This window comes from Mycobacterium shottsii (assembly GCF_010728525.1).
In the GTDB taxonomy this organism is placed as follows: domain Bacteria; phylum Actinomycetota; class Actinomycetes; order Mycobacteriales; family Mycobacteriaceae; genus Mycobacterium; species Mycobacterium marinum.
Window position 1 is genome coordinate 5,008,583 of record NZ_AP022572.1, and the last position, 19,179, is coordinate 5,027,761.

Genomic DNA, 19,179 nt, shown 5'->3' on the forward strand with positions numbered 1-19,179 from the left:
CGCACGAGCCTAACTCGACTTACACCGCGAGAGGAAACCCGGCTGGAAATGGGTGTTCCCACTATTGTCTGGGCCCTCACGATCGTGATGGTCGCGGCTCTGATGCTGTTCGACTACGTATTTCACGTACGTCATACCCACGTGCCGACGCTGCGTGAAGCCGCGTTATGGTCAGCGATCTACGTCGGGGTTGCGATCATGTTCGGTGTCGGCGTGGTGATCTTCGGCAGCATCGGCATGGGGATCGAATACTTCGCGGGCTACTTGAGCAACGAAGCCCTTTCTGTCGACAACCTATTCGTCTTCCTGGTGGTGATCAGCAGCTTCGGGGTCCCACGGGTCGCTCAGCAGAAGGTCTTGCTGTTCGGTGTTGCATTCGCACTCATCGCACGCACCGGTTTCATCCTGCTCGGTGGCGCACTCATCGAACACTTCAACGCGGCCTTCTATGTGTTCGGTCTGACGCTGCTGATCATGGCGGGTAACCTCGCCAAACCCGCCGCAGCGGAAAGCCGCGACGCCGACAATCTCGCCATCCGCCTGGCCAATCGGTTCCTGCGTACCTCCCAGAACTACAACGGCGACCGATTTTTTATCGTGGAGAACGAAAGTCGGGTCATGACTCCGCTGCTTCTGGTAATGCTCGAGGTTGGCGGCAGCGGCTTGCTGTTCGCGTTCGACTCGGTGCCGGCGCTGTTTGGCCTGACCCAGAACGTCTATCTGGTGTTCGCCGCGACCGCGTTCTCATTGTTGGGTCTGCGACAGTTGTACTTTACTTTCTGATCGACAATCTGCTGTACCGGCTGATCTATCTGCCCTACGGTCTAGCGACGATTCTGGGCTTCATCGGCATCAAGCTGATGCTAGAAGCGTTGCATCACAACACCATTGCATTCATCAACCGGGGCAGGCCGGTCACGACCGTGGAGATGAGCACCGCGATGTCGTTGACCGTGATTGTCGTCGTCCTACTTCTCACAACGGTGGCGTCATTGGTTTCGGTACGCGGACGCAGGGAAAACGCCGCTGCCCGAGCCCGTCGACACGCCCTGGAGTATCTCGATCTGCATCACCCGGCGGATCCAGTCGAACGCGAAGGGATCTTCGCAGCGCTGCTGCAGGCCGAAGACGAAATCAGCTCACTCCCATTGAAACACCGCGCCCAAGTGCAGCAGGACACTGAGCTGACAACGCTGCTGCAACAGGCCCACAACGCGCGCGAAGCGCGCGAGTGAGACCCGTCAGAGCCACGCCGCGGTGCGGCTAGATACCCAGGCTGCGGCCGATAATCTCTTTCATGATTTCGGTTGTGCCACCGTAAATCGTCTGCACCCGTGAATCCAGATAGGCTCGGGCAACTGGATATTCGCGCATGTACCCGTACCCCCCGTGGAGCTGCAGGCAGCGGTCGTTCAAGGACACCTGCTTCTCGGTGGAGTACCACTTGGCCATGGCGGCCTGCTCGGCCGTCAACTTGCCGTCAAGGTGCAACTCGATGAACTCGTCGACCATGATGCGGACCATGGTGGCCTCGGTGGCCAGCTCAGCCAGGACAAAGCGACTGTTCTGAAAATTGCCGATGGACCTGCCAAATGCCTTACGTTCCTTGGTGTATTGCAGCGTCTGGTCTAGCACCGATTCCATCCCGGCGGCGGCCATGATGGCGATGGAGATGCGCTCCTGGGGCAGGTTCTGCATCAGGTAGATGAAGCCCATTCCCTCTTGGCCAAGCAAGTTTTCGACCGGCACCTGCACGTCGGAGAAGGACAGTTCCGCGGTGTCCTGGGCATCCAGGCCGATCTTGTCGAGATTACGGCCCCGTTCGAAGCCTTCCATCCCGCGTTCGACCACCAGCAGCGAAAAGCCCTGGGCGCCTTTCTCGGGATCGGTCTGAGCTACCACGATCACCAAGTCCGCGTTGATCCCGTTGGTGATGAAGGTTTTTGAACCGTTCAGCAGGTAATGATCACCCTGCTTGACGGCGCGGGTCTTGATGCCCTGCAGGTCACTGCCGGTTCCCGGCTCAGTCATCGCGATCGCCGTAATGAACTCCCCGGTACAGAACTTCGGCAACCAACGCTGCTTTTGCTCTTCGGTGGCCAACGCCAGCAGGTAGGGGGCCACGATGTCGTTGTGCAACCCGAAACCGATGCCGCTATAGCGCCCGGCGCTGGTCTCCTCGGTGATGATCGTGTTGTACCGGAAGTCGGGGTTGCCCCCGCCGCCGTACTCCTCGGTTACCGCCATGCCGAGGAAACCTTGTTTGCCGGCTTCAAGCCACACACCGCGATCGACGATCTTGGCCTTTTCCCATTCGTCGTGATATGGCGCTACATGGCGCTCCAGAAAGCCGCGGTAAGACTCACGGAATAGATCGTGCTCAGGTTCGAATAGAGTGCGCTGGTACTTGATGGCACTGCCCATGAATAGACCTCCGCCGAAGATAATCTTGCTGCACACCGTATACCAACCATACGGTTGGTAGGCCTGTTGGGGCCGTTATCGGACATCCGGTCGCAACAAGTGGCAGGCCAACGCGAATTTGCGGCGATAACCCGGGCGGTCGTTACTCCCCCGGCCCGGCAGACGATGCAGCGAACTCCCGCAAAGTGGCCGCCAGTGCACCAGGCACCCGGGCCCTGATCCGGGTGCCCTCCGGCTGATGCTCCGCCTGCTGCACCCGCCCATCGGCGTGCATGCGCGCCACCAGGTCACCGCGGTCATATGGGATCACCACATCCACGGCGGTATCGGTGGGAGCGGCGAGCTCTGCCAACTTGCGCCAGAGCGCATCGATACCGTCGCCGGTGTGTGCGGAGACGAACAGCGCGCCGGGCAGAGCGTGACACAGCTCGGCCAATGCCAAGTCACCGGCGGCATCCACCTTGTTCACGACCAGCAGCTCCTGCGGCGCCTCGGCGCCGGCACTGCCGGTCCTCCCATCACTGCCATCACCACCGTCTGTGGCCCCGTCGGCGATGACCTCGGAGATCACCTGGCGCACCGCGTTGATCTGGGCCAGCGGGTTCGGGTCGGACCCGTCGACGACGTGTAACAGCAGATCCGCGTCGATGACCTCCTCCAGCGTGGACCGAAACGCCTCGACCAGCTGGGTGGGCAGATGGCGCACAAAACCGACGGTGTCGGTGACCAGAAAGGGCCGCGCACCATTGGAATCGGGATCGAACTCCGCGCGCCGGGTGGTTGTATCCAGTGTCGCGAACAACGCGTCCTGCACCAGGACCCCGGCGCCGGTGAGCGCGTTGAGCAGGCTGGACTTGCCGGCGTTGGTGTAGCCGACGATCGCAATCGAGGGCACGTCGCTGTGCAGCCGCCGGCTGCGCTGAGTGTCGCGGGCTTGCTTCATCGCCTTGATCTCGCGCCGTAGCTTGGCCATCCGCTCCCGGATGCGACGACGGTCGGTCTCGATCTTGGTCTCACCCGGGCCGCGCAAGCCGACCCCGCCGCCGCTGCCACCGGCTCGGCCACCGGCCTGCCGCGACATCGACTCACCCCAGCCGCGCAGCCTCGGCAGCATGTACTCCATCTGAGCCAGCGAAACCTGGGCTTTGCCCTCTCGGCTGGTCGCGTGCTGGGCAAAGATGTCCAAAATCAGCGCGGTGCGGTCGATGACTTTGACCTTGACCGCCTTCTCCAGGGCGGTCAGCTGGGCCGGTGACAATTCGCCATCACAGATGACGGTGTCGGCCCCGGTCGCCACCACCACTTCGCGGAGTTCGGCGGCCTTGCCCGAGCCGATGTAGGTGGACGGGTCGGGCCGGTCACGACGTTGGATAAGCCCTTCGAGCACCTGGGAACCGGCGGTTTCGGCCAGTGCGGCCAGCTCCGCAAGGCTCGCCTGGTTGTCGGCCGCGGTACCTTCGGTCCACACGCCGACCAACACCACACGCTCCAGTCGCAGCTGTCGGTACTCGACCTCGGAGACGTCGGCGAGCTCGGTCGACAGCCCGGCGACGCGGCGCAGCGCGGACCGGTCTTCGAGGGCGAGCTCGCCGATGCTGGGCTCGGCGGCGGGCTGAGAAGCCCGCCGAACGGAATCGGGAAATTCGGAATATGTCATAGGCAATTAGCAATAGTGCACGGTGGATGGGTGTCGCGCACCTGAATTAACGCCGTAGATCGCGCCACCATTCCTCGCTGATCTCACCGCTGGCGACCAGCACCGACGGCCCGCGCAGCAGGCTGGTCGCATCGGTGATGTTGACCGTGACATCCCCGCCGGGAATGCGGACGGTCAGCGTGCCGGTCTCCTGTCCTGCGCTCGCCAGCGCGGCGACGGCGGCGGCGACGGTGCCGGTGCCGCAGGAGCGGGTTTCACCAACGCCGCGTTCATGAACACGCATGCACACCACGCCGGCGGCCGGCGCGGTGAGAACCTCGACGTTGACGCCCTCGGGAAATTGCGCGTGATCGAAGCTCACCGGGGCCCCCACATCCAACGCTGCCAGCTGCTCCGGTGTCAGCCCCGGATCAAGGCATGCCAGGTGCGGATTGCCGACGTCAACGGCCACGCCGGATAACCGCCTGCCGCCAACGACGGCCTCCCCCGGCCCCAGCTTGTTGGCCTTGCCCATGTCGACGGTGACGTCGGCGTGGGTCTGATCGGCGTGGTGCACGGTAACCGGCCGCGGGCCGGCCAGTGACCCGACCACGAACTCATCGCGCGTCTCCAACCCGCTGGCTCGCAGGTAATGGGCGAACACTCGCACGCCGTTGCCACACATCTGAGCGGTCGACCCGTCGGCGTTGCGGTAGTCCATGTACCAGTCGCCCCGACTGACACCGTCGGGCAGACGGTGCAGAACACCGGCCGCCACGGCCGCATCCGCGGTGGTGACCCGCAGGATGCCATCAGCGCCCAAACCCCGGCGGCGATCGCAGAGCGCCGCAACCTGGGCGGCGGTCAGCGACAGCCGGGCCGCCACGTCAGGCAACAGCACAAAATCGTTCTGGGTGCCGTGGCCCTTGGCGAAGATCACCAGATCAGGTTACGTGCCGCCACACCCGCAGCGCCTCATCGACCATGGCGACGCGATCGGAGGGACCGGTTGCGCCGGCGTCGCACCAGTGCACTCGGTGGTCCCGGCGAAACCACGACCGCTGCCGTCGGACGTAACGGCGGGTACCGAAATAGGTCTGCTCACGTGCGTCGTCGAGTAGCTCCGCGCCGCCGCCGGCGTCGAGAGCCGCGAGCACCTGGGCATAACCCAGCGCACGCGCGGCGGTCACCCCGTCGCGCAGACCCGCGCGCAGCAACACGCGCACTTCCTCGACCAGGCCCCGCTCGAACATCGAATCGGTGCGCACCGCCAGCCGATCATCCAGAATTCTTGTGTCGCAATCCAACCCGATAATCGCGGTGCCCCATTGGGCGGCGCCGATGCGCGGCGCGGATGCGGCGAACGGCTGCCCGGTGAGCTCGATGACCTCGAGCGCGCGCACGATGCGGCGACCGTCGGTGGGCAGGATCGTGGCGGCGGCGGCCGGGTCGCGCCGAGCCAGTTCGGCGTGCAGCTCGCCGACCCCGAGTTCGGCCAGACATTCTTCCCATCTGGCCCGCACCGCCGGATCGGTTGCCGGAAACGACCAGTTGTCGAGCAGCGACTGGACGTAGAGCATGGAACCGCCCACCACGATCGGCACATGCCCGCGCGCGATGATCGCCTCGATGTCGGCCGCCGCCGCCTGCTGGTAGCGGGCGACGGTCGCCGTTTCGGCGACGTTGAGGACGTCGAGTTGATGATGCGGGATGCCACGGCGCGCTGCGACCGACAGCTTCGCGGTGCCGATGTCCATGCCGCGGTAGAGCTGCATCGCGTCGGCGTTCACGATCTCCGCGGGTACCTCGCCGGCCAGCCGCTCGGCCACGTCGAGCGCCAGTTGCGACTTTCCGCTGCCCGTCGGGCCGATGATCGCCAGTGGTCTCATGGCTGCCAGACACCAACGAAGCACCCCACACCGAAAGGTGCCCCGCGATAGAGCTCCGTGGCCGACCGGGGCCCGGCACCGCAAAGGCCGGCCAGCACCTGGAACGCGGGTCGCCCGAGCACTCGTTCGGGCAACCGCGCCAGGGCGGCGACGTCACCGCCGGCCAGCGCGTCATCAAGGAGCAGTTGGGCCGGGGCGCCGGTGGGGTCATAGCCGCCCTGCGCGCTTGGGGTCAACGTATTGACGCCGTCGGCAACGACGAGCACACCGACCGGATCGGCCGTCCGGTCGATCTCGGCGCGCAGTAGCTTGCCCTGCACCAGTGCGTCTTCGGATTCCCGGCCGTGGGCGTAGACCTGGATTTTCGCGGTGGCGGCGGGCCGTATCTGACCGCGAACCCAACCCGCCAGCAATGCGCAGAGCGGAAGGTCGGACGGCGGACCCGGTTGCTCGCCAAGCGCTGGGGCAAGGCGGACCTGCACGTCTACCCCGAAGCCCGCAAAAGTCCCGACCGCGTCGGGGCCGGCTACCTGATCTTCGGGGCCGACCCCGATGCCAACCCAGTGGTTCGGCAACGAGCTCGCCGCTGCGACCACCGCCGACCTCAGGTCGGCCACTTCGGCGCCGGCCAGTCCGGTCAGTTCGGGGACAAGCACGGGCGCGGACGGGATGATCGCGATGGCGCTCAGCACGTCACCAAACTAGTGTCTCGGCGCGCGCCGGTTCGACCGGTTGGGGCTAACCCGCCGGCGCCCTGCGCAACCGGTCGGTCTGCACGTCGTCGTCGGCGGGCCCGAAGTGCATGGTGACCGCCCGGTGGGGCATCGTTGCCGGAATATGGCCACTCTCGACCGCCTCTTCGGCCACCTTCTCGGCCTCTCCGCGGGCCAGCGCTATCGTCGCGACGAGCACCAGGACCACTCCAAAGGCCACCACGACAAGCCCGGGGCCGGTGGTATCGAGTGTTTCGCCCAGGACGACCATGCCCAGCACCGCGCCCATCAATGGTTTGGCCACCACCACCGTCGGCAACGAGGCGGTCAACGTGCCCGCGCGAAACGAGGACTGCTGGAAGATCATTCCGCCCAGCGCGGCGGCGATCCAGACATAGAACTCCGGCGCGCGAAACAGTGCGCCGGCTCCCCCGCCGACCACTTCGACGACCGCCTTGGTGAGCACGGCGAACAGCGCCAACGAACACCCCAAGACCACCGCCAGCAGCACCGCTGCCACCGATTCTGACCAGATCCGTGCGCCAAGCACACAGAACACCATTACCGGGCCCAGCACCGAGGCCACCACCATCCAGGTCGCCAGCGAACCACGCGACACGCCGACATCCGGGTCGCCAACGATGACCACCACCGCCAGCGAAACGGCCAACAGCACAGCCCAGGTCCACTCCCAGCGTGTCACCCGGCGCCGAGTAACACGGGCGTATATCGGCAGCGCGAACAACAGCGCCGTCACTTGTAGCGCCGACACCAGCACCACCGATCCCAGCGTCAGGGCGGCGGCCTGCAGCAGATAGTTCGCAATCGCGCCGAGGGCTCCCAGCCACCAGCGCGAGTCGCGCAGTGACAGCCAGAACAGCTCCAGGTGGCCCACCTGTTCGTCGGTGATCTCCTGAGCGGAACGCTGACGCGTCACGTTGCCCAGCGCGGATGCGAACGCGGCACCCAGCGCGAGAACAGCCGCGATCTCCGTCGTCGTCATGGCCAACCTCCTCGCCAAAACTCGCCCTCAGGAAACCGTTCGTACATCCGGTATCCATTACCCGTTTTGGTGGTGTTCTCAACCAGGCTTACCCCGCCGGGCTGGCAACTAGCTGGATTCGAACCGATCCCAAATACCCACCGTGCACCCACCTAACAGCGGCAACTCTTTAGGAAGCTATGCAGAACCTGTGTGCCAGATGTGTTTCGGTTCACACGGCTACGGCATGGCAAGCTGGCCGGCCGCGTTGAGATTGTCGGCGGGCGCCATCATGGCGGCTTCGTCGCGAGCCATCGCCACGGTGGCCACGATCACCACGGCAACGGCAACCAGCAACACAAACACGCCCAAGTCTCCGGTCTGTAGCACCTCGTCGAGCACCGTGACCCCCAACAGCGAAGCAATCACCGGCCTGGCCACGGTGATGGTCGGCAATGACGCGGTCAACGAGCCGGCCCGCAGCGATGATTGCTGAAGCATCAGACCGATCGGCAGCACCGTCATCCAGGCGTAGAACTCGGGGGCGCGCACTAGCGGCCCGAAGCCGGTGCCGATGAGCGCGACAACGCCTTTGGTAAACACCGTGAACACGGCCAGCGCAGCGGCCGAAGAGACCGCCAGTAGCACCGCCGACAGGGCACCGGAGGTAACCCGCGCCACTACCACGCAGACCACCAAGGCCGGAATCATCACCGCGGCAACCACCGCCCAGGTCGACAGCGGGGCGCGCGCGTGGCCAGCCGTGGGATGCCCTGCCGTCACGATGACCGCCACCGCGCCGGCCAGCAAGATCGCCCACATCCACTCTCGAGCGGTGATCCGATGCTGAGTAAGCCAAGAATCGATCGGCAGGGCGAAAAGCAGCGCGGTCGCCTGCAGCGACTGCACCAGCACCACAGACCCCATGGTCAACGCGATGGCCTGCAGGGTGAAGCTGGACAGAGCCGCGGCGCTGCCCAGCCACCACTGACCATGGCGTAGCGAGAGGTGCAGCAGCGTGAAGTGACCAACCTCGTCCTCGGTGACCTGCTGCGCTGACCGCTGCAGCACCACGTAGCCGACCCCGGCCAGCAACGCCGCGCCCAGGGCCAGCGACGCCGAGACTTCGACATTGGCCATTTGGTGACCTCCCACCGCATTCAGCTGCAAGCTGTCTGCGTAAACCTTCCGTTAGGCAGTTGTTCAATAATTACCCGTGTGTGCTGGTTAAGCATCTCAATCGCGCGATCCCATAGAAATGGTTGCCTCACACGGGCGTCGGGCCGCGCATTTCGCAGCCGACCGGTCGGCCGCGACACCAGCTGGACGGTCCGCACGCCAGCAGCCGCGCACACCCGATCACCGCAATTCACAAAATCGATCGGGGCGCCGGCTATGCCGATCCGACCTGCCCAAATTCCCGCGCGAGCACACAGCGCAACTAACGGAACGGTTGCAGCTATAGGACGGATGCTGCAGTTTTGGTGCGTCCACAATGGTGAGCAATTACCGTCATGGTTGCTAGACCGGGGTATGCGGTCGGCAGGTCGGCCGGTGAGTGTGGCTTGCCGGTGCGATTACCCGCTGGTTTGAGGAGTAGGCGATGAGCGCCTCCGCGCGATGCTCGCGAGTAGGTACCCGCTTCGGGCCCTACTACCTCAAACGACAGCTTGGCACCGGCGGCATGGGCGAGGTCTACGAGGCCGTGGACACCGTGAGACAGCGCGTGGTGGCACTGAAGTTGATGTCGGAGTCGCTCAGCCACGATCCCGTGTTTCGCATGCGGATGCAGCGTGAGGCCCGCAACGCGGGCAGGCTGCAAGAGCCGCACGTGGTGCCCATTCACGATTACGGTGAAATCGACGGGCAGCTCTACCTGGACATGCGCCTCATCGAGGGCACCCACCTGGCGCTGCTGCTGGAACGGTTCGGTCCGGTGACACCCCCGTGGGCGGTGGCGCTGGTGCATCAGGTCGCCTCCGCATTGGACGCCGCCCACGCGGCCGGCGTGATGCATCGGGATGTGAAACCGGAAAACATCCTGGTGACCCAGGATGACTTCGTCTACCTGGTGGACTTCGGGATCGCCAGTGCGGCGACCGACGAGAAACTGACGCAGATCGGCAGCGCGGTGGGGACCTGGAGGTACATGGCCCCGGAGCGGTTTTCCGACGCCGAAGTGAATCAGCGTGCCGACATCTATTCGCTGACCTGCGTGCTCCATGAGTGCCTGACCGGAACCCCGCCATATCGGGCGGACAGCGCAGGCATGTTGATCACCGCGCATCTGATGGCGCCCATCCCGCGTCCCAGCCAGCTGCGGCCCGGTATCCCCGCCACGTTCGACGCGGTGATCGCGCGCGGAATGGCCAAACGCCCGGAGGACCGCTTCGCAAGCGCGGGCGAACTGGCTGCGGCGGCGCACCAAGCGCTCAGCGCACCGCACCAGGCTCAAGAATTTCGCATCCTCAAACGTAGTGAGGAGGCCGGTGGCCTGCACACCGACGCCGCGGCAGAGGCCGGGATCACCTTTGCGAGCCCGTCGACGGCGTCACCGTCGGCACCCACCCCGGTCGCATCGACTTCGCAGCCCGACCTGAGGATCTCCGGGCCCCTGTCGATTCCGTCATTCCCCACATCGGAAGCCAACGTCCCGTTATTCGACGCGAGCACGAGTTCTTGGGGCGATCTGACGGCCGCACCACCGCCACAGGCACCCCCGGCGCCCCTGACACCCCCGACTCCCCCAGTTCCCCCGACGCCCCCGCAACCGCCGAAGCAGACGAGCGACACATCACCGTCGGGCCCAGGCCCACACTCCTTGGCCGCACGCCTGCGCAACCCGTGGATGCTGCTCGGCGCCGCCGCCCTGGTGGCCCTGATCGTCTTCGCCGCCCAGGGCATCTGGCTCAGCTTCCGGCCGAAGTCCGAGTGCGCTTCCACCAGCCCGTCGACGGCTTCGCCCAGCGCGCCCTCGCCGGCGTCGGCGGACGCGCTGGCCCGCCCACTGAGCACGCTTCCACTGGGTTACGCACCGGGCACCTGCCGGGCCTTTCTGCCGGCCAAGGACTCGCTGGCCAGGGTCACCTGCGACAAGAACGTCGACCCTGGGGCCCGTCCCGGGGCGTGTACACGCTGTTCGGGGAAACAGCGACGCTGCGCCAGTATTTCGACGGCCTGCTGCGCACCGACATCATGGTCGACTGCCCAGGCGAGAAGAAGTCACCGACCGCCTGGCACCATCCCGATAGCCCACAGGTCGGCGGCATGATCTTCTGCGCGATCCAGGAGGGCAGTCCCTCGGTGGTGTGGACAAACGAAGCCCAGTTGATGATCAGCGTGGTCAAGGGCGATCCGCGGGGCCCCAACCTCGAAGAGCTCTACAGCTGGTGGAAAAAGCACTCGCGATAGCCGGCCTCGTTTGTGAAACTGTCCAGATCGGCAGTTGACCAACACCGACCAAGGTGTCGGTGTATGGCGGGGGCAAGCTGCTTCAATACTGTTGGAACTGTTAGAACCGGTCTGTGCCCTCTGGTGAAGCCGTCGGCCCCATCAGAGCTGCAGATCGGATATTGGGTGCCGCTTCGCGCGGCAGGTGCGCGGGATACGGACCGCGCAGAGGGTGCAAAGGGTAGGTGACGAGCGCATGACGGCTGACGAACCCCGCGGCAACGATTTGCACCCGACGGTTTCGGGCCCCGGCCCACGGCCGGGACCGCGGCCGGGACCCAGGCCCGGCCCCAGGCCCTCGCCCCGACCCGCTGCCCATCCGGTGGTGGTATCCGCGCCCAGCGATCCCCACCGGTTCGGTCGTGTCGACGACGACGGCACGGTGTGGCTGATCACCACCGCCGGCGAGCGCATCGTCGGGTCCTGGCTGGCCGGGGACGCCGAGGCCGCATTTGCGCATTTCGGCAGGCGTTTCGACGACTTGAACACCGAGATCACGCTCATGGAGGAGCGGCTGGCCGCCGGTACCGGCGACGCCCGCAAGATCCGCGCCAACGCCGCAGCGCTGGCCGAGACACTGCCGACCGCGTCGGTGCTCGGGGACCTCGATGCGCTGGCCACCAGGCTGGCCAGCCTGTGCGAACAGGCCGACAGCATGGCCGTCGCCGACCGCACCAAACGAGACGAACATCGGGCCGCCCAGACCTCGCGCAAAGAGGCGCTGGCCGCCGAGGCTGAGGAACTGGCCGCCAACTCGACCCAATGGAAGGCCGCCGGCGACCGGCTGCGCGCGATCCTCGACGAATGGAAGACGATCAGCGGCCTGGACCGCAAAGTCGATGACGCGTTGTGGAAGCGCTACTCGGCGGCCCGTGACACCTTCAACCGTCGACGGGGCTCGCATTTCGCCGAACTCGACCGTGAGCGATCTGGGGTCAAGCAGAGCAAAGAGCGGCTCTGCGAGCGCGCGGAGGAGTTGTCCGACTCCACGGACTGGGCCCCCACCAGCGCTGAATTCCGCAAACTACTCGCCGAATGGAAAGCGGCGGGACGCGCCAGCAAGGACGTCGACGACGCGTTATGGCGTCGTTTCAAAGCCGCCCAGGATGCCTTTTTCACCGCGCGCAACGCCGCTACCGCGGAGCGAGACGCCGAGTTCCGCGCCAATGCCACCGCCAAGGAGGCCCTGCTCGTCGAGGCGGAGAAGCTCGACACCACCAACCTCGACGCCGCGCGAGCAGCGCTTCGCACCATCACCGACAAGTGGGACGCGATCGGCCGGGTGCCCCGCGAGCGCACCGCCGAATTGGAGCGTCGGTTGCGCGCGGTCGAGAAAAAGGTGCGCGAAGCCGGCGAATCCAATTGGTCGGATCCACAGGCTCAAGCGCGCGCCGAGCAGTTCCAGGCCCGAGTCGAGCAGTTCGAACAGCAAGCCGCCAAGGCAGCCGCGGCGGGAAAGACCAAGGAAGCCGAACAGGCAAAAGCCAACGCCGAACAGTGGCGGCAGTGGGCGGCAGCCGCGGCCGACGCGCTGACCCGCAAAACCTAGTCCTGGTCTTTTTCGGCCGCGGTCCCGTCTGACTCATCGGGTGTGTTGAAGCTGTCCAACAAGGTCTGCGACTGTTGTTCGGCGACCACGCGACGACGCTGCTCTTCCGCGGCAAGCTGCACTATCGTGCGCTGCCACACCACCCGTGCCCAGTGAAACGTCAACAGGATCACCGCGATCCAAGACACGATGAGCCCGACGCCCGGACCCGGTTGACCCGCGGCCACGGTCTGGCGCGACCACACCGCCAACAGCCCGGTGCCACTGGCCAACGCCGAACCCGCCAGAGCCACCCACGCCAGCGTCCAGCGTCGTGTCATCAACGCCAACATCGAGAAGCCCACGCCGAATACCAGTGTCAACCAGGCGAACACCTGCGACGGCAGCGTCACCGCGGCGTCAGTGGCCCCATTGCTGCTGAACAGCACATCCCATCCGCGCACGTTTCCGGTGTGCGGCAGGATGAACGACCCCAGCAGCACGAACACGAGGATCGCGACGACCAAAGCTCTGGCGCCGGGGTCGATCTCACGCGCCACCCGGCGTTCTGCCGCCTCGATTTCAGACCGGTAGGCGTCGAAATCCGCCACGTCAACCTCTCCGTTCATTGCGGGTCACCCGCGCTAGATCCAGCCCCGTCCGCCGATCCGCATCCGCCCGCCGATCCGCATGGGGTGGCTTCGGCCGCAACGGGAACCACGGGCCGCCCGATGCCGGGCATGCCCAGGCCGATTCCCCGAACAGTCTGTCCGTCGGCGTGCGCGTCACCGGCACGGGTACGGCGGTGGGCCAGAATGCCCCCGTCGGCAATCAGGTGGTGCGGAGCGGCGTCGGTGACCTCCACGGTGACGATGTCGCCGGGGCGAACCGGCCCGTCACCGGCGCGGAAGTGAACCAGGCGCCCATCGCGCGCCCGGCCGCTCATGCGCGCCGTCAGGGTGTCCTTGCGTCCTTCTCCGATGGCCACCAGCAGCTCGACACGCTGTCCGACGATGGCCTGGTTGCCCTCCAGCGAGATTTGCTCCTGCAACTCGACCAGCCGCTCATACCGTTCCTGCACAACAGCTTTGGGCAACTGCCCGTCGAGTTCGGCCGCCGGGGTCCCGGGGCGCTTGGAGTACTGGAAGGTGAACGCGGCCGAGAACCGGGCCTGCCGCACCACATCAAGGGTGGCGGCAAAGTCCTGTTCGGTCTCACCCGGGAATCCCACGATCAGATCCGTGGTGATGGCCGCGTGCGGCATGGCAGCCCGAACCCGCTCGATGATGCCCAGATAGCGTTCGGCACGGTAGGAGCGCCGCATCGCGCGCAACACCCGATCCGATCCGGACTGCAGGGGCATGTGCAGGGCGGGGCACACGTTGGGTGTTTGTGCCATGGCCTCGATGACGTCATCGGTGAACTCGGCCGGGTGCGGCGAGGTAAACCGGACCCGCTCCAGCCCGTCGATGTCTCCGCAGGCCCGCAGCAACTCGGCGAAAGCGCCCCGGTTGCGCGGCAGTGCGGGGTCAGCGAAGGAGACGCCGTAGGCGTTGACGTTCTGCCCCAGCAGGGTGATCTCGACTACACCGGTATCCACCAGCGACTGGACCTCGGCCAGGATGTCGGCCGGGCTGCGATCGATCTCTTTGCCGCGCAGCGACGGCACGATGCAGAAGGTGCAGGTGTTGTTGCAGCCGACCGAGATCGATACCCAAGCGGCGTACGCAGACTCGCGGGCGCTCGGCAGCGACGACGGGAACTGCTGCAGCGCCTCGGCGATCTCCACTTGGGCCACCCGGTTGTGCCGGGCGCGGTCGAGCAGCGCGGGCAACGACCCGATGTTATGGGTACCGAAAACCACGTCAACCCAGGGCGCTTTGCGCAGCAGCGCGTCGCGGTCTTTCTGGGCCAAGCAACCACCGACGGCGATTTGCATGTCCGGACTGGTGCGCTTGCGCGGGGCCAGGTGGCTGAGGTTGCCGTAGAGCTTGTTGTCGGCGTTTTCCCGTACCGCGCAGGTGTTGAAGACCACGACATCGGCATCGGTGCCCTCGGCCGCACGACGGTAGCCGGCGGCTTCGAGCAGGCCCGCCATTCGTTCGGAGTCGTGGACATTCATCTGGCAGCCGTAGGTGCGGACCTGATACGTGCGCGCCGACATGGGCTCAGCATCATCGACCGGGCCGGCAGACCCGGCGCCGTGCGCCACCGTCGAAGTCACGGGGCCATGGTACGGCGGCCGGCTGGCCGACAGCGTGTCGGCCGGTGGCCGAGCCCCTCCCGGACGGAGTCGGGCTAGACCCGCCGGCGATCTCGTTCGGCGGCCAGTTCTGCGACGACCACCTCGCACGCCACAGTCTGGCTGTAGCCACGACGCGCCAGCATCGCCACCAATCTGCGGGTCACCCGGGCGTCATCATCGGTCAGCTTTTCGCGCCTGAGCTTGGTCCTGACGAGTTGCTCGGCCCGGCCTCGCTCGGCACCCGCGTCGAGTCCGGCCAGCGCGGTGCCGATCACATCCTGGTCGACCCCCTTGGCCTGCAGCTCAGCGGCCAGTGCGCGCCTGCTCTTTCCCGCATTGGCCCGACGGGATTGCACCCAGTCCGCGGCAAAGTCGGCGTCGTCGACCAGACCTACCGCGGTAAGCCGATCCAGCACGCGATCGCCGACGTCCTCGGGGTAGCCACGTTTCGCCAGCTGACCGGCCAACTCTGCCCGAGTCCGGGATCGCGCGGTGAGCAGGCGCAGGCATAACGCCCGCGCCTGCTCTTCGCGAGATGGCTCAGAAGTCGACGGGGGCGGGAAGGACACCGTCATCAGTCACCACTGCACCGATACCGAGCTTTTCTTTGATCTTCTTCTCGATCTCGTTGGCCGCTTCGCCGTTCTCCAGCAGGAAGTTGCGGGCATTCTCCTTGCCCTGCCCGAGCTGTTCGCCCTCGTAGGTGAACCACGCACCGGATTTCCGGATGAAGCCATGATCCACACCCATATCGATCAGCGAGCCTTCCCTGCTGATACCCCGGCCGTAGAGGATGTCGAACTCGGCCTGTTTGAACGGTGGCGAGACCTTGTTCTTGACGATCTTGACCCGGGTGCGGTTGCCGACCGCATTGGTGCCGTCCTTGAGCGTTTCGATCCGACGCACATCCATGCGCACCGACGCGTAGAACTTCAGCGCCTTTCCACCCGTCGTCGTCTCGGGTGAGCCGAACATCACCCCGATCTTGTCGCGGAGCTGGTTGATGAAGATCGCCGTGGTTCCCGAATTGTTCAATGCGCCAGTCATCTTCCGCAGCGCCTGGCTCATCAGCCGGGCCTGCAGGCCGACATGGCTATCCCCCATTTCGCCTTCGAGCTCCGCGCGTGGCACCAGTGCGGCCACCGAGTCGATCACCACGATGTCGAGCGCCCCCGAACGGATCAGCATGTCGGCGATCTCGAGCGCCTGTTCACCGGTGTCCGGCTGGCTGACCAGCAGGGAATCGGTATCGACACCAAGCTCTTTGGCGTACTCGGGATCCAGCGCATGCTCGGCATCGATGAATGCCGCGACGCCGCCGGCGGCCTGGGCGTTGGCCACCGCGTGCAATGCCACGGTGGTCTTACCCGAGGATTCCGGGCCGTAGATCTCGATCACCCGGCCACGTGGCAGACCGCCGATGCCCAGGGCGACATCGAGTGCGATGGAGCCGGTCGGGATGATCGAAATCGGTTGCCGTACCTCGTCGCCAAGGCGCATCACCGAACCTTTGCCATAACTCTTCTCGATCTGGGCCATCGCCAGTTCGAGTGCCTTTTCGCGGTCGGGAGCTTGCGCCATCGTGCCTCTCCTATAGTCGGTGTTCGATGACCGGTATCGGTCGGTTGGCTGTGACACTAAAGAAGGCCACCGACAGATCGCGTCTTCGAGCGATGACCACAGTAGCCGAACATCTGTTCGATTCAAGTTTCGACACGCCGCGTGTGGCAACATCGGCTACCGATGGACGCATGAACATCTCCGCCGAGCTGGCCGAAATCGCCTCCTACGGAGGTTTTTTCGGGCTGACCGTGGGCGGCGACCCAACGGGATGGCATCCGGTCACCCAGGCCTATGCCAACGGGTTCTCGGACTTGATCGACGCCACCATCGAGCGCTATGGCGCGCCAGAGGTGCGAATCGGCGCATCCCTGGTGCATCTCGGCCATGCCGCCCGGCTGTGGTCACCAGTGCTCGCATGCGTCTTGAGCCAGGGCGTAGTTCCCGACCTGACCAACCTGCAGCGTGCCGACAACGCCGCGCTGCTGCGGCTGCCCGAACCCATCGGTGAGCCCGCCGCACCGTCCCCGGAATTGTTGTATCGCGTCGTCATCGAGGACCACATGGAACCGTTCGCAGCGGGCCTGCGCGCCAAGTTGGCGCCCGCGCTCCTGTCCGGCAACATCGCGTCGGCGCTCGTCGGGGCGTCACGCGCGCTGATCTCGGCGCGACCGGACTTGCGCCAGTCCGTAGCCAGCACCACCGCCGAGTTGCTGAGCATGGGCCGCCTGGCCGGATCAGGGGTGATCGCAGGCGCCGATCTGAGCTTCCGGCGCAACAGTTGCTGTCTCTACTACCGCCTGCCCGGCGCGGGGAAATGCGGCGACTGCCCGCTTTAGCGGGCGCCTAGATCACCACTGCTCACGGGGAACATCGAAGTCAGCGCACAACGCCCGCCACACGTCGCGAGGCTCCACACCCGCCTCGATCGCCTGGGCTGCGGTCCGGCCGTCGAAGCCCGTCAAGACGTGGTCGACCAGAACCGATGCGCCGTAGGCGGCACCAAACCGCAGCGTGATCCGCTCGTGAAACTCTGTCAGCCGCACGCCAGCCAACATACTGGCCGGCCAGCAAATCCGGTCATCCCGCAAGCGCCAGCGCTTCGTGGCAGACCTGCACCGGATCGGCCACGTCGGCAATGCTGGCGGCGGCCCGTTGCGCCGCCTCCCGGTAACCGGGCGACGACAGTACCTCATTCACCGCGGCCGCCAGCGCATCAGCGCCCAGCGGCCGGATCAGCCGAGCGCTGCCCTGGCGTACCACGCGATTGGCTATCTCCCACTGGTCCCCGCCGCCGGGAACCACCACCAGGGGCACCCCGGCCAGCAACGTCTTGGAGACCATCCCATGACCGCCGCCGCAGATCACCACGTCGGCGTGGGTCAACAGCTCGGCCTGGCTGCCCAGGCCGACCGCCGCCCACGACGGTGTCACCAGATCGTCGCCGCCGAGCCGGGAGACCACCAGCCGCGATCCCGACGGCAGCGTGTCGCCCGGAATCAGCGACTCCAGCGCGACTTCGGCCAGTCCGGCGGTTCCGGACAATGCCGTGGACGGCGCGATGACCAGCACCGGACCCGAACCGGCAGGGACTTTCAGCAGCTGATCGGTCGGTTCGAAGTGCAACGGGCCAACCACGATCGCCTCGGCAGGCCAGTCCGGACGCGGCACCTCGAGGGCGGGCAGCGTGGCGATCAATCGCCGCAGCGGGCCCGGATCATGTTCTGCCAGGCCGATCTCGGCCCGCACGGCGGCGCGCTGTCGCAGGCCCGCACGCCAGGACCGCGCCGTCAGCGCCCGCATGGTGGTGTCGCGCAGCCGGCCGCGAATTCCGGTGCCCGGCGCCAGACCGCTGCCGATCGGCGGCAGGCCTTTCGACGGCCGATACAGCGGATGCGGGTTGAGCTCGATCCAGGGGATCCCCAACCGCTCGGCCGCCATTCCACCGCAGGCGGTGATCACGTCGGACACCACCAGGTCGGGCGCCAGGTCGGACAGCGCCGGAGCGTTGAGCAGGGCCATCTGAGCGGCCCTGCGATGAATCCTGGCACCGGCATCCAGATCCTCTTCGGTGGCGACCAGCCCCGCCAACTCAATCGCGTCAACGCCGGCTGCCCGAGCGGTATCCAACCACTCCACGCCGGTCAACAGCGTCGGAGTATCGCCGGCCGCCAAAAAGCGTCGGCACAGCGCAATCGCGGGAAAGGAATGCCCGGGATCTGGCCCGGCGACCACTGCGATACGCACCGCCCTACCCTGCCACAGCGCCCAGCCAGTGCCCAGGCACCGCAGTCGCCCCCGCTCGCCTACGCTGGCAACCATGACCGAGCTGACTCAAACAAGCACCGACAACATCCGCACGGTCGAGGGCTTTCTGAGTGCGCTTCAGGACGCGGACTACGAAGCGGCGAACGCGGCCCTAGACGACCACCTGGTGTACCAGAACGTCGGACTGCCGACGATCCGTGGCCGGAGCCGGGCGATGCGGCTATTTCGCCAGATGGACGGGCGCATGGGGTTCGAGGTGAAGATCCATCGCGCCGCCGCCGATGGCGCCGCCGTACTCACCGAACGCACCGATGCATTGATTCTCGGCCCGCTGCGAATTCAGTTCTGGGTCTGCGGCGTGTTCGAGGTGCACGACGGGCGCATCACGCTGTGGCGCGACTACTTCGATTTCTACGACATGACCAAGGCATTGCTGCGCGGGGTGGCCGGCGCGGTGATCCCAGCGCTGAAGGCACGCATGTAG

General features: G+C 66.0%; 18 protein-coding genes and 1 pseudogene. 6 read left to right on the forward strand and 13 right to left on the reverse strand.

Annotation, left to right across the window (positions count from 1 at the left end; genetic code table 11):
- Positions 1-48: 48 nt before the first annotated feature.
- Positions 49-1,235: pseudogene (locus tag G6N41_RS23240) on the forward strand (TerC/Alx family metal homeostasis membrane protein).
- 28 nt (positions 1,236-1,263) lie between these two features.
- Here G6N41_RS23240 and G6N41_RS23245 read toward each other — a convergent pair.
- The 7 genes from G6N41_RS23245 to G6N41_RS23275 all read right to left on the reverse strand — a co-directional run bounded on the left by G6N41_RS23245 (position 1,264) and on the right by G6N41_RS23275 (position 8,784).
- Positions 1,264-2,424, reverse strand: a complete 1,161-nt coding sequence (locus G6N41_RS23245) for an acyl-CoA dehydrogenase family protein (RefSeq protein ID WP_198967986.1) — start codon at positions 2,422-2,424, stop codon at positions 1,264-1,266.
- A gap of 142 nt (positions 2,425-2,566) precedes the next feature.
- Positions 2,567-4,081 carry a GTPase HflX gene (gene hflX, locus G6N41_RS23250; RefSeq protein WP_198965782.1) on the reverse strand — a complete coding sequence of 505 codons (1,515 nt, stop codon included), beginning with the start codon at positions 4,079-4,081 and terminating at the stop codon, positions 2,567-2,569.
- Between the two features lie 46 nt (positions 4,082-4,127).
- Positions 4,128-5,000, reverse strand: a complete 873-nt coding sequence (gene dapF / locus G6N41_RS23255) for a diaminopimelate epimerase (protein ID WP_020728388.1) — start codon at positions 4,998-5,000, stop codon at positions 4,128-4,130.
- A gap of 4 nt (positions 5,001-5,004) precedes the next feature.
- Positions 5,005-5,949 (reverse strand): tRNA (adenosine(37)-N6)-dimethylallyltransferase MiaA, encoded by a 945-nt coding sequence (miaA, locus tag G6N41_RS23260; RefSeq protein WP_020728387.1) that lies wholly within the window; start codon positions 5,947-5,949, stop codon positions 5,005-5,007.
- Complete coding sequence (locus G6N41_RS23265) at positions 5,946-6,641, reverse strand: class III extradiol ring-cleavage dioxygenase family protein (protein ID WP_198965783.1); 696 nt, start codon at positions 6,639-6,641, stop codon at positions 5,946-5,948. Before G6N41_RS23265 ends, miaA begins: the two co-directional genes overlap by 4 nt.
- Positions 6,642-6,687: 46 nt before the next feature.
- On the reverse strand, positions 6,688-7,665 hold the full coding sequence (locus G6N41_RS23270) for a DMT family transporter (protein WP_198965784.1): 978 nt from the start codon (positions 7,663-7,665) through the stop codon (positions 6,688-6,690).
- Between the two features lie 219 nt (positions 7,666-7,884).
- Complete coding sequence (locus tag G6N41_RS23275) at positions 7,885-8,784, reverse strand: DMT family transporter (RefSeq protein WP_198965785.1); 900 nt, start codon at positions 8,782-8,784, stop codon at positions 7,885-7,887.
- Between the two features lie 463 nt (positions 8,785-9,247).
- Between G6N41_RS23275 and G6N41_RS29835 the strand changes: the two genes are divergently transcribed.
- From G6N41_RS29835 to G6N41_RS23285, 3 genes are all read left to right on the forward strand, one after another.
- A complete protein-coding gene (locus G6N41_RS29835) occupies positions 9,248-10,915 on the forward strand; it encodes a serine/threonine-protein kinase (RefSeq protein ID WP_269469268.1) in 1,668 nt (555 codons plus the stop codon).
- Positions 10,912-11,055, forward strand: coding sequence for a hypothetical protein (locus tag G6N41_RS29165; RefSeq protein WP_231608684.1), 144 nt, complete (start codon positions 10,912-10,914; stop codon positions 11,053-11,055). The genes G6N41_RS29835 and G6N41_RS29165 overlap by 4 nt, the downstream gene beginning before the upstream one ends.
- A gap of 235 nt (positions 11,056-11,290) precedes the next feature.
- A complete protein-coding gene (locus tag G6N41_RS23285) occupies positions 11,291-12,643 on the forward strand; it encodes a DUF349 domain-containing protein (protein WP_081650995.1) in 1,353 nt (450 codons plus the stop codon).
- Here G6N41_RS23285 and G6N41_RS23290 read toward each other — a convergent pair.
- The 4 genes from G6N41_RS23290 to recA form a co-directional block, all read right to left on the reverse strand.
- Positions 12,640-13,251, reverse strand: coding sequence for an Rv2732c family membrane protein (locus G6N41_RS23290; RefSeq protein WP_012393766.1), 612 nt, complete (start codon positions 13,249-13,251; stop codon positions 12,640-12,642). The two genes, G6N41_RS23285 and G6N41_RS23290, sit on opposite strands and share 4 nt — an antisense overlap.
- The gene (gene miaB / locus G6N41_RS23295) at positions 13,248-14,786 is read right to left on the reverse strand and encodes a tRNA (N6-isopentenyl adenosine(37)-C2)-methylthiotransferase MiaB (protein WP_231609041.1); all 1,539 of its coding nucleotides are present in this window, start codon (positions 14,784-14,786) and stop codon (positions 13,248-13,250) included. Before miaB ends, G6N41_RS23290 begins: the two co-directional genes overlap by 4 nt.
- A gap of 134 nt (positions 14,787-14,920) precedes the next feature.
- Entirely contained in the window at positions 14,921-15,442 is a 522-nt protein-coding gene (recX, locus tag G6N41_RS23300) for a recombination regulator RecX (protein ID WP_198965787.1), read from the reverse strand.
- Positions 15,408-16,448 carry a recombinase RecA gene (gene recA, locus G6N41_RS23305; RefSeq protein ID WP_198965788.1) on the reverse strand — a complete coding sequence of 347 codons (1,041 nt, stop codon included), beginning with the start codon at positions 16,446-16,448 and terminating at the stop codon, positions 15,408-15,410. Before recA ends, recX begins: the two co-directional genes overlap by 35 nt.
- 170 nt (positions 16,449-16,618) lie before the next feature.
- Here recA and G6N41_RS23310 point away from each other — a divergent pair, with 170 nt between their 5' ends.
- A complete protein-coding gene (locus G6N41_RS23310; protein ID WP_036455807.1) occupies positions 16,619-17,266 on the forward strand; it encodes a (2Fe-2S)-binding protein in 648 nt (215 codons plus the stop codon).
- Between the two features lie 12 nt (positions 17,267-17,278).
- Here G6N41_RS23310 and G6N41_RS23315 read toward each other — a convergent pair whose 3' ends face one another.
- Positions 17,279-17,473 carry a DUF3046 domain-containing protein gene (locus G6N41_RS23315; RefSeq protein ID WP_406682451.1) on the reverse strand — a complete coding sequence of 65 codons (195 nt, stop codon included), beginning with the start codon at positions 17,471-17,473 and terminating at the stop codon, positions 17,279-17,281.
- Between the two features lie 34 nt (positions 17,474-17,507).
- Positions 17,508-18,674, reverse strand: coding sequence for a glycosyltransferase (locus G6N41_RS23320; RefSeq protein ID WP_198965789.1), 1,167 nt, complete (start codon positions 18,672-18,674; stop codon positions 17,508-17,510).
- A gap of 73 nt (positions 18,675-18,747) precedes the next feature.
- Between G6N41_RS23320 and G6N41_RS23325 the strand changes: the two genes are divergently transcribed.
- Positions 18,748-19,179 (forward strand): limonene-1,2-epoxide hydrolase family protein, encoded by a 432-nt coding sequence (locus G6N41_RS23325; RefSeq protein WP_038579306.1) that lies wholly within the window; start codon positions 18,748-18,750, stop codon positions 19,177-19,179.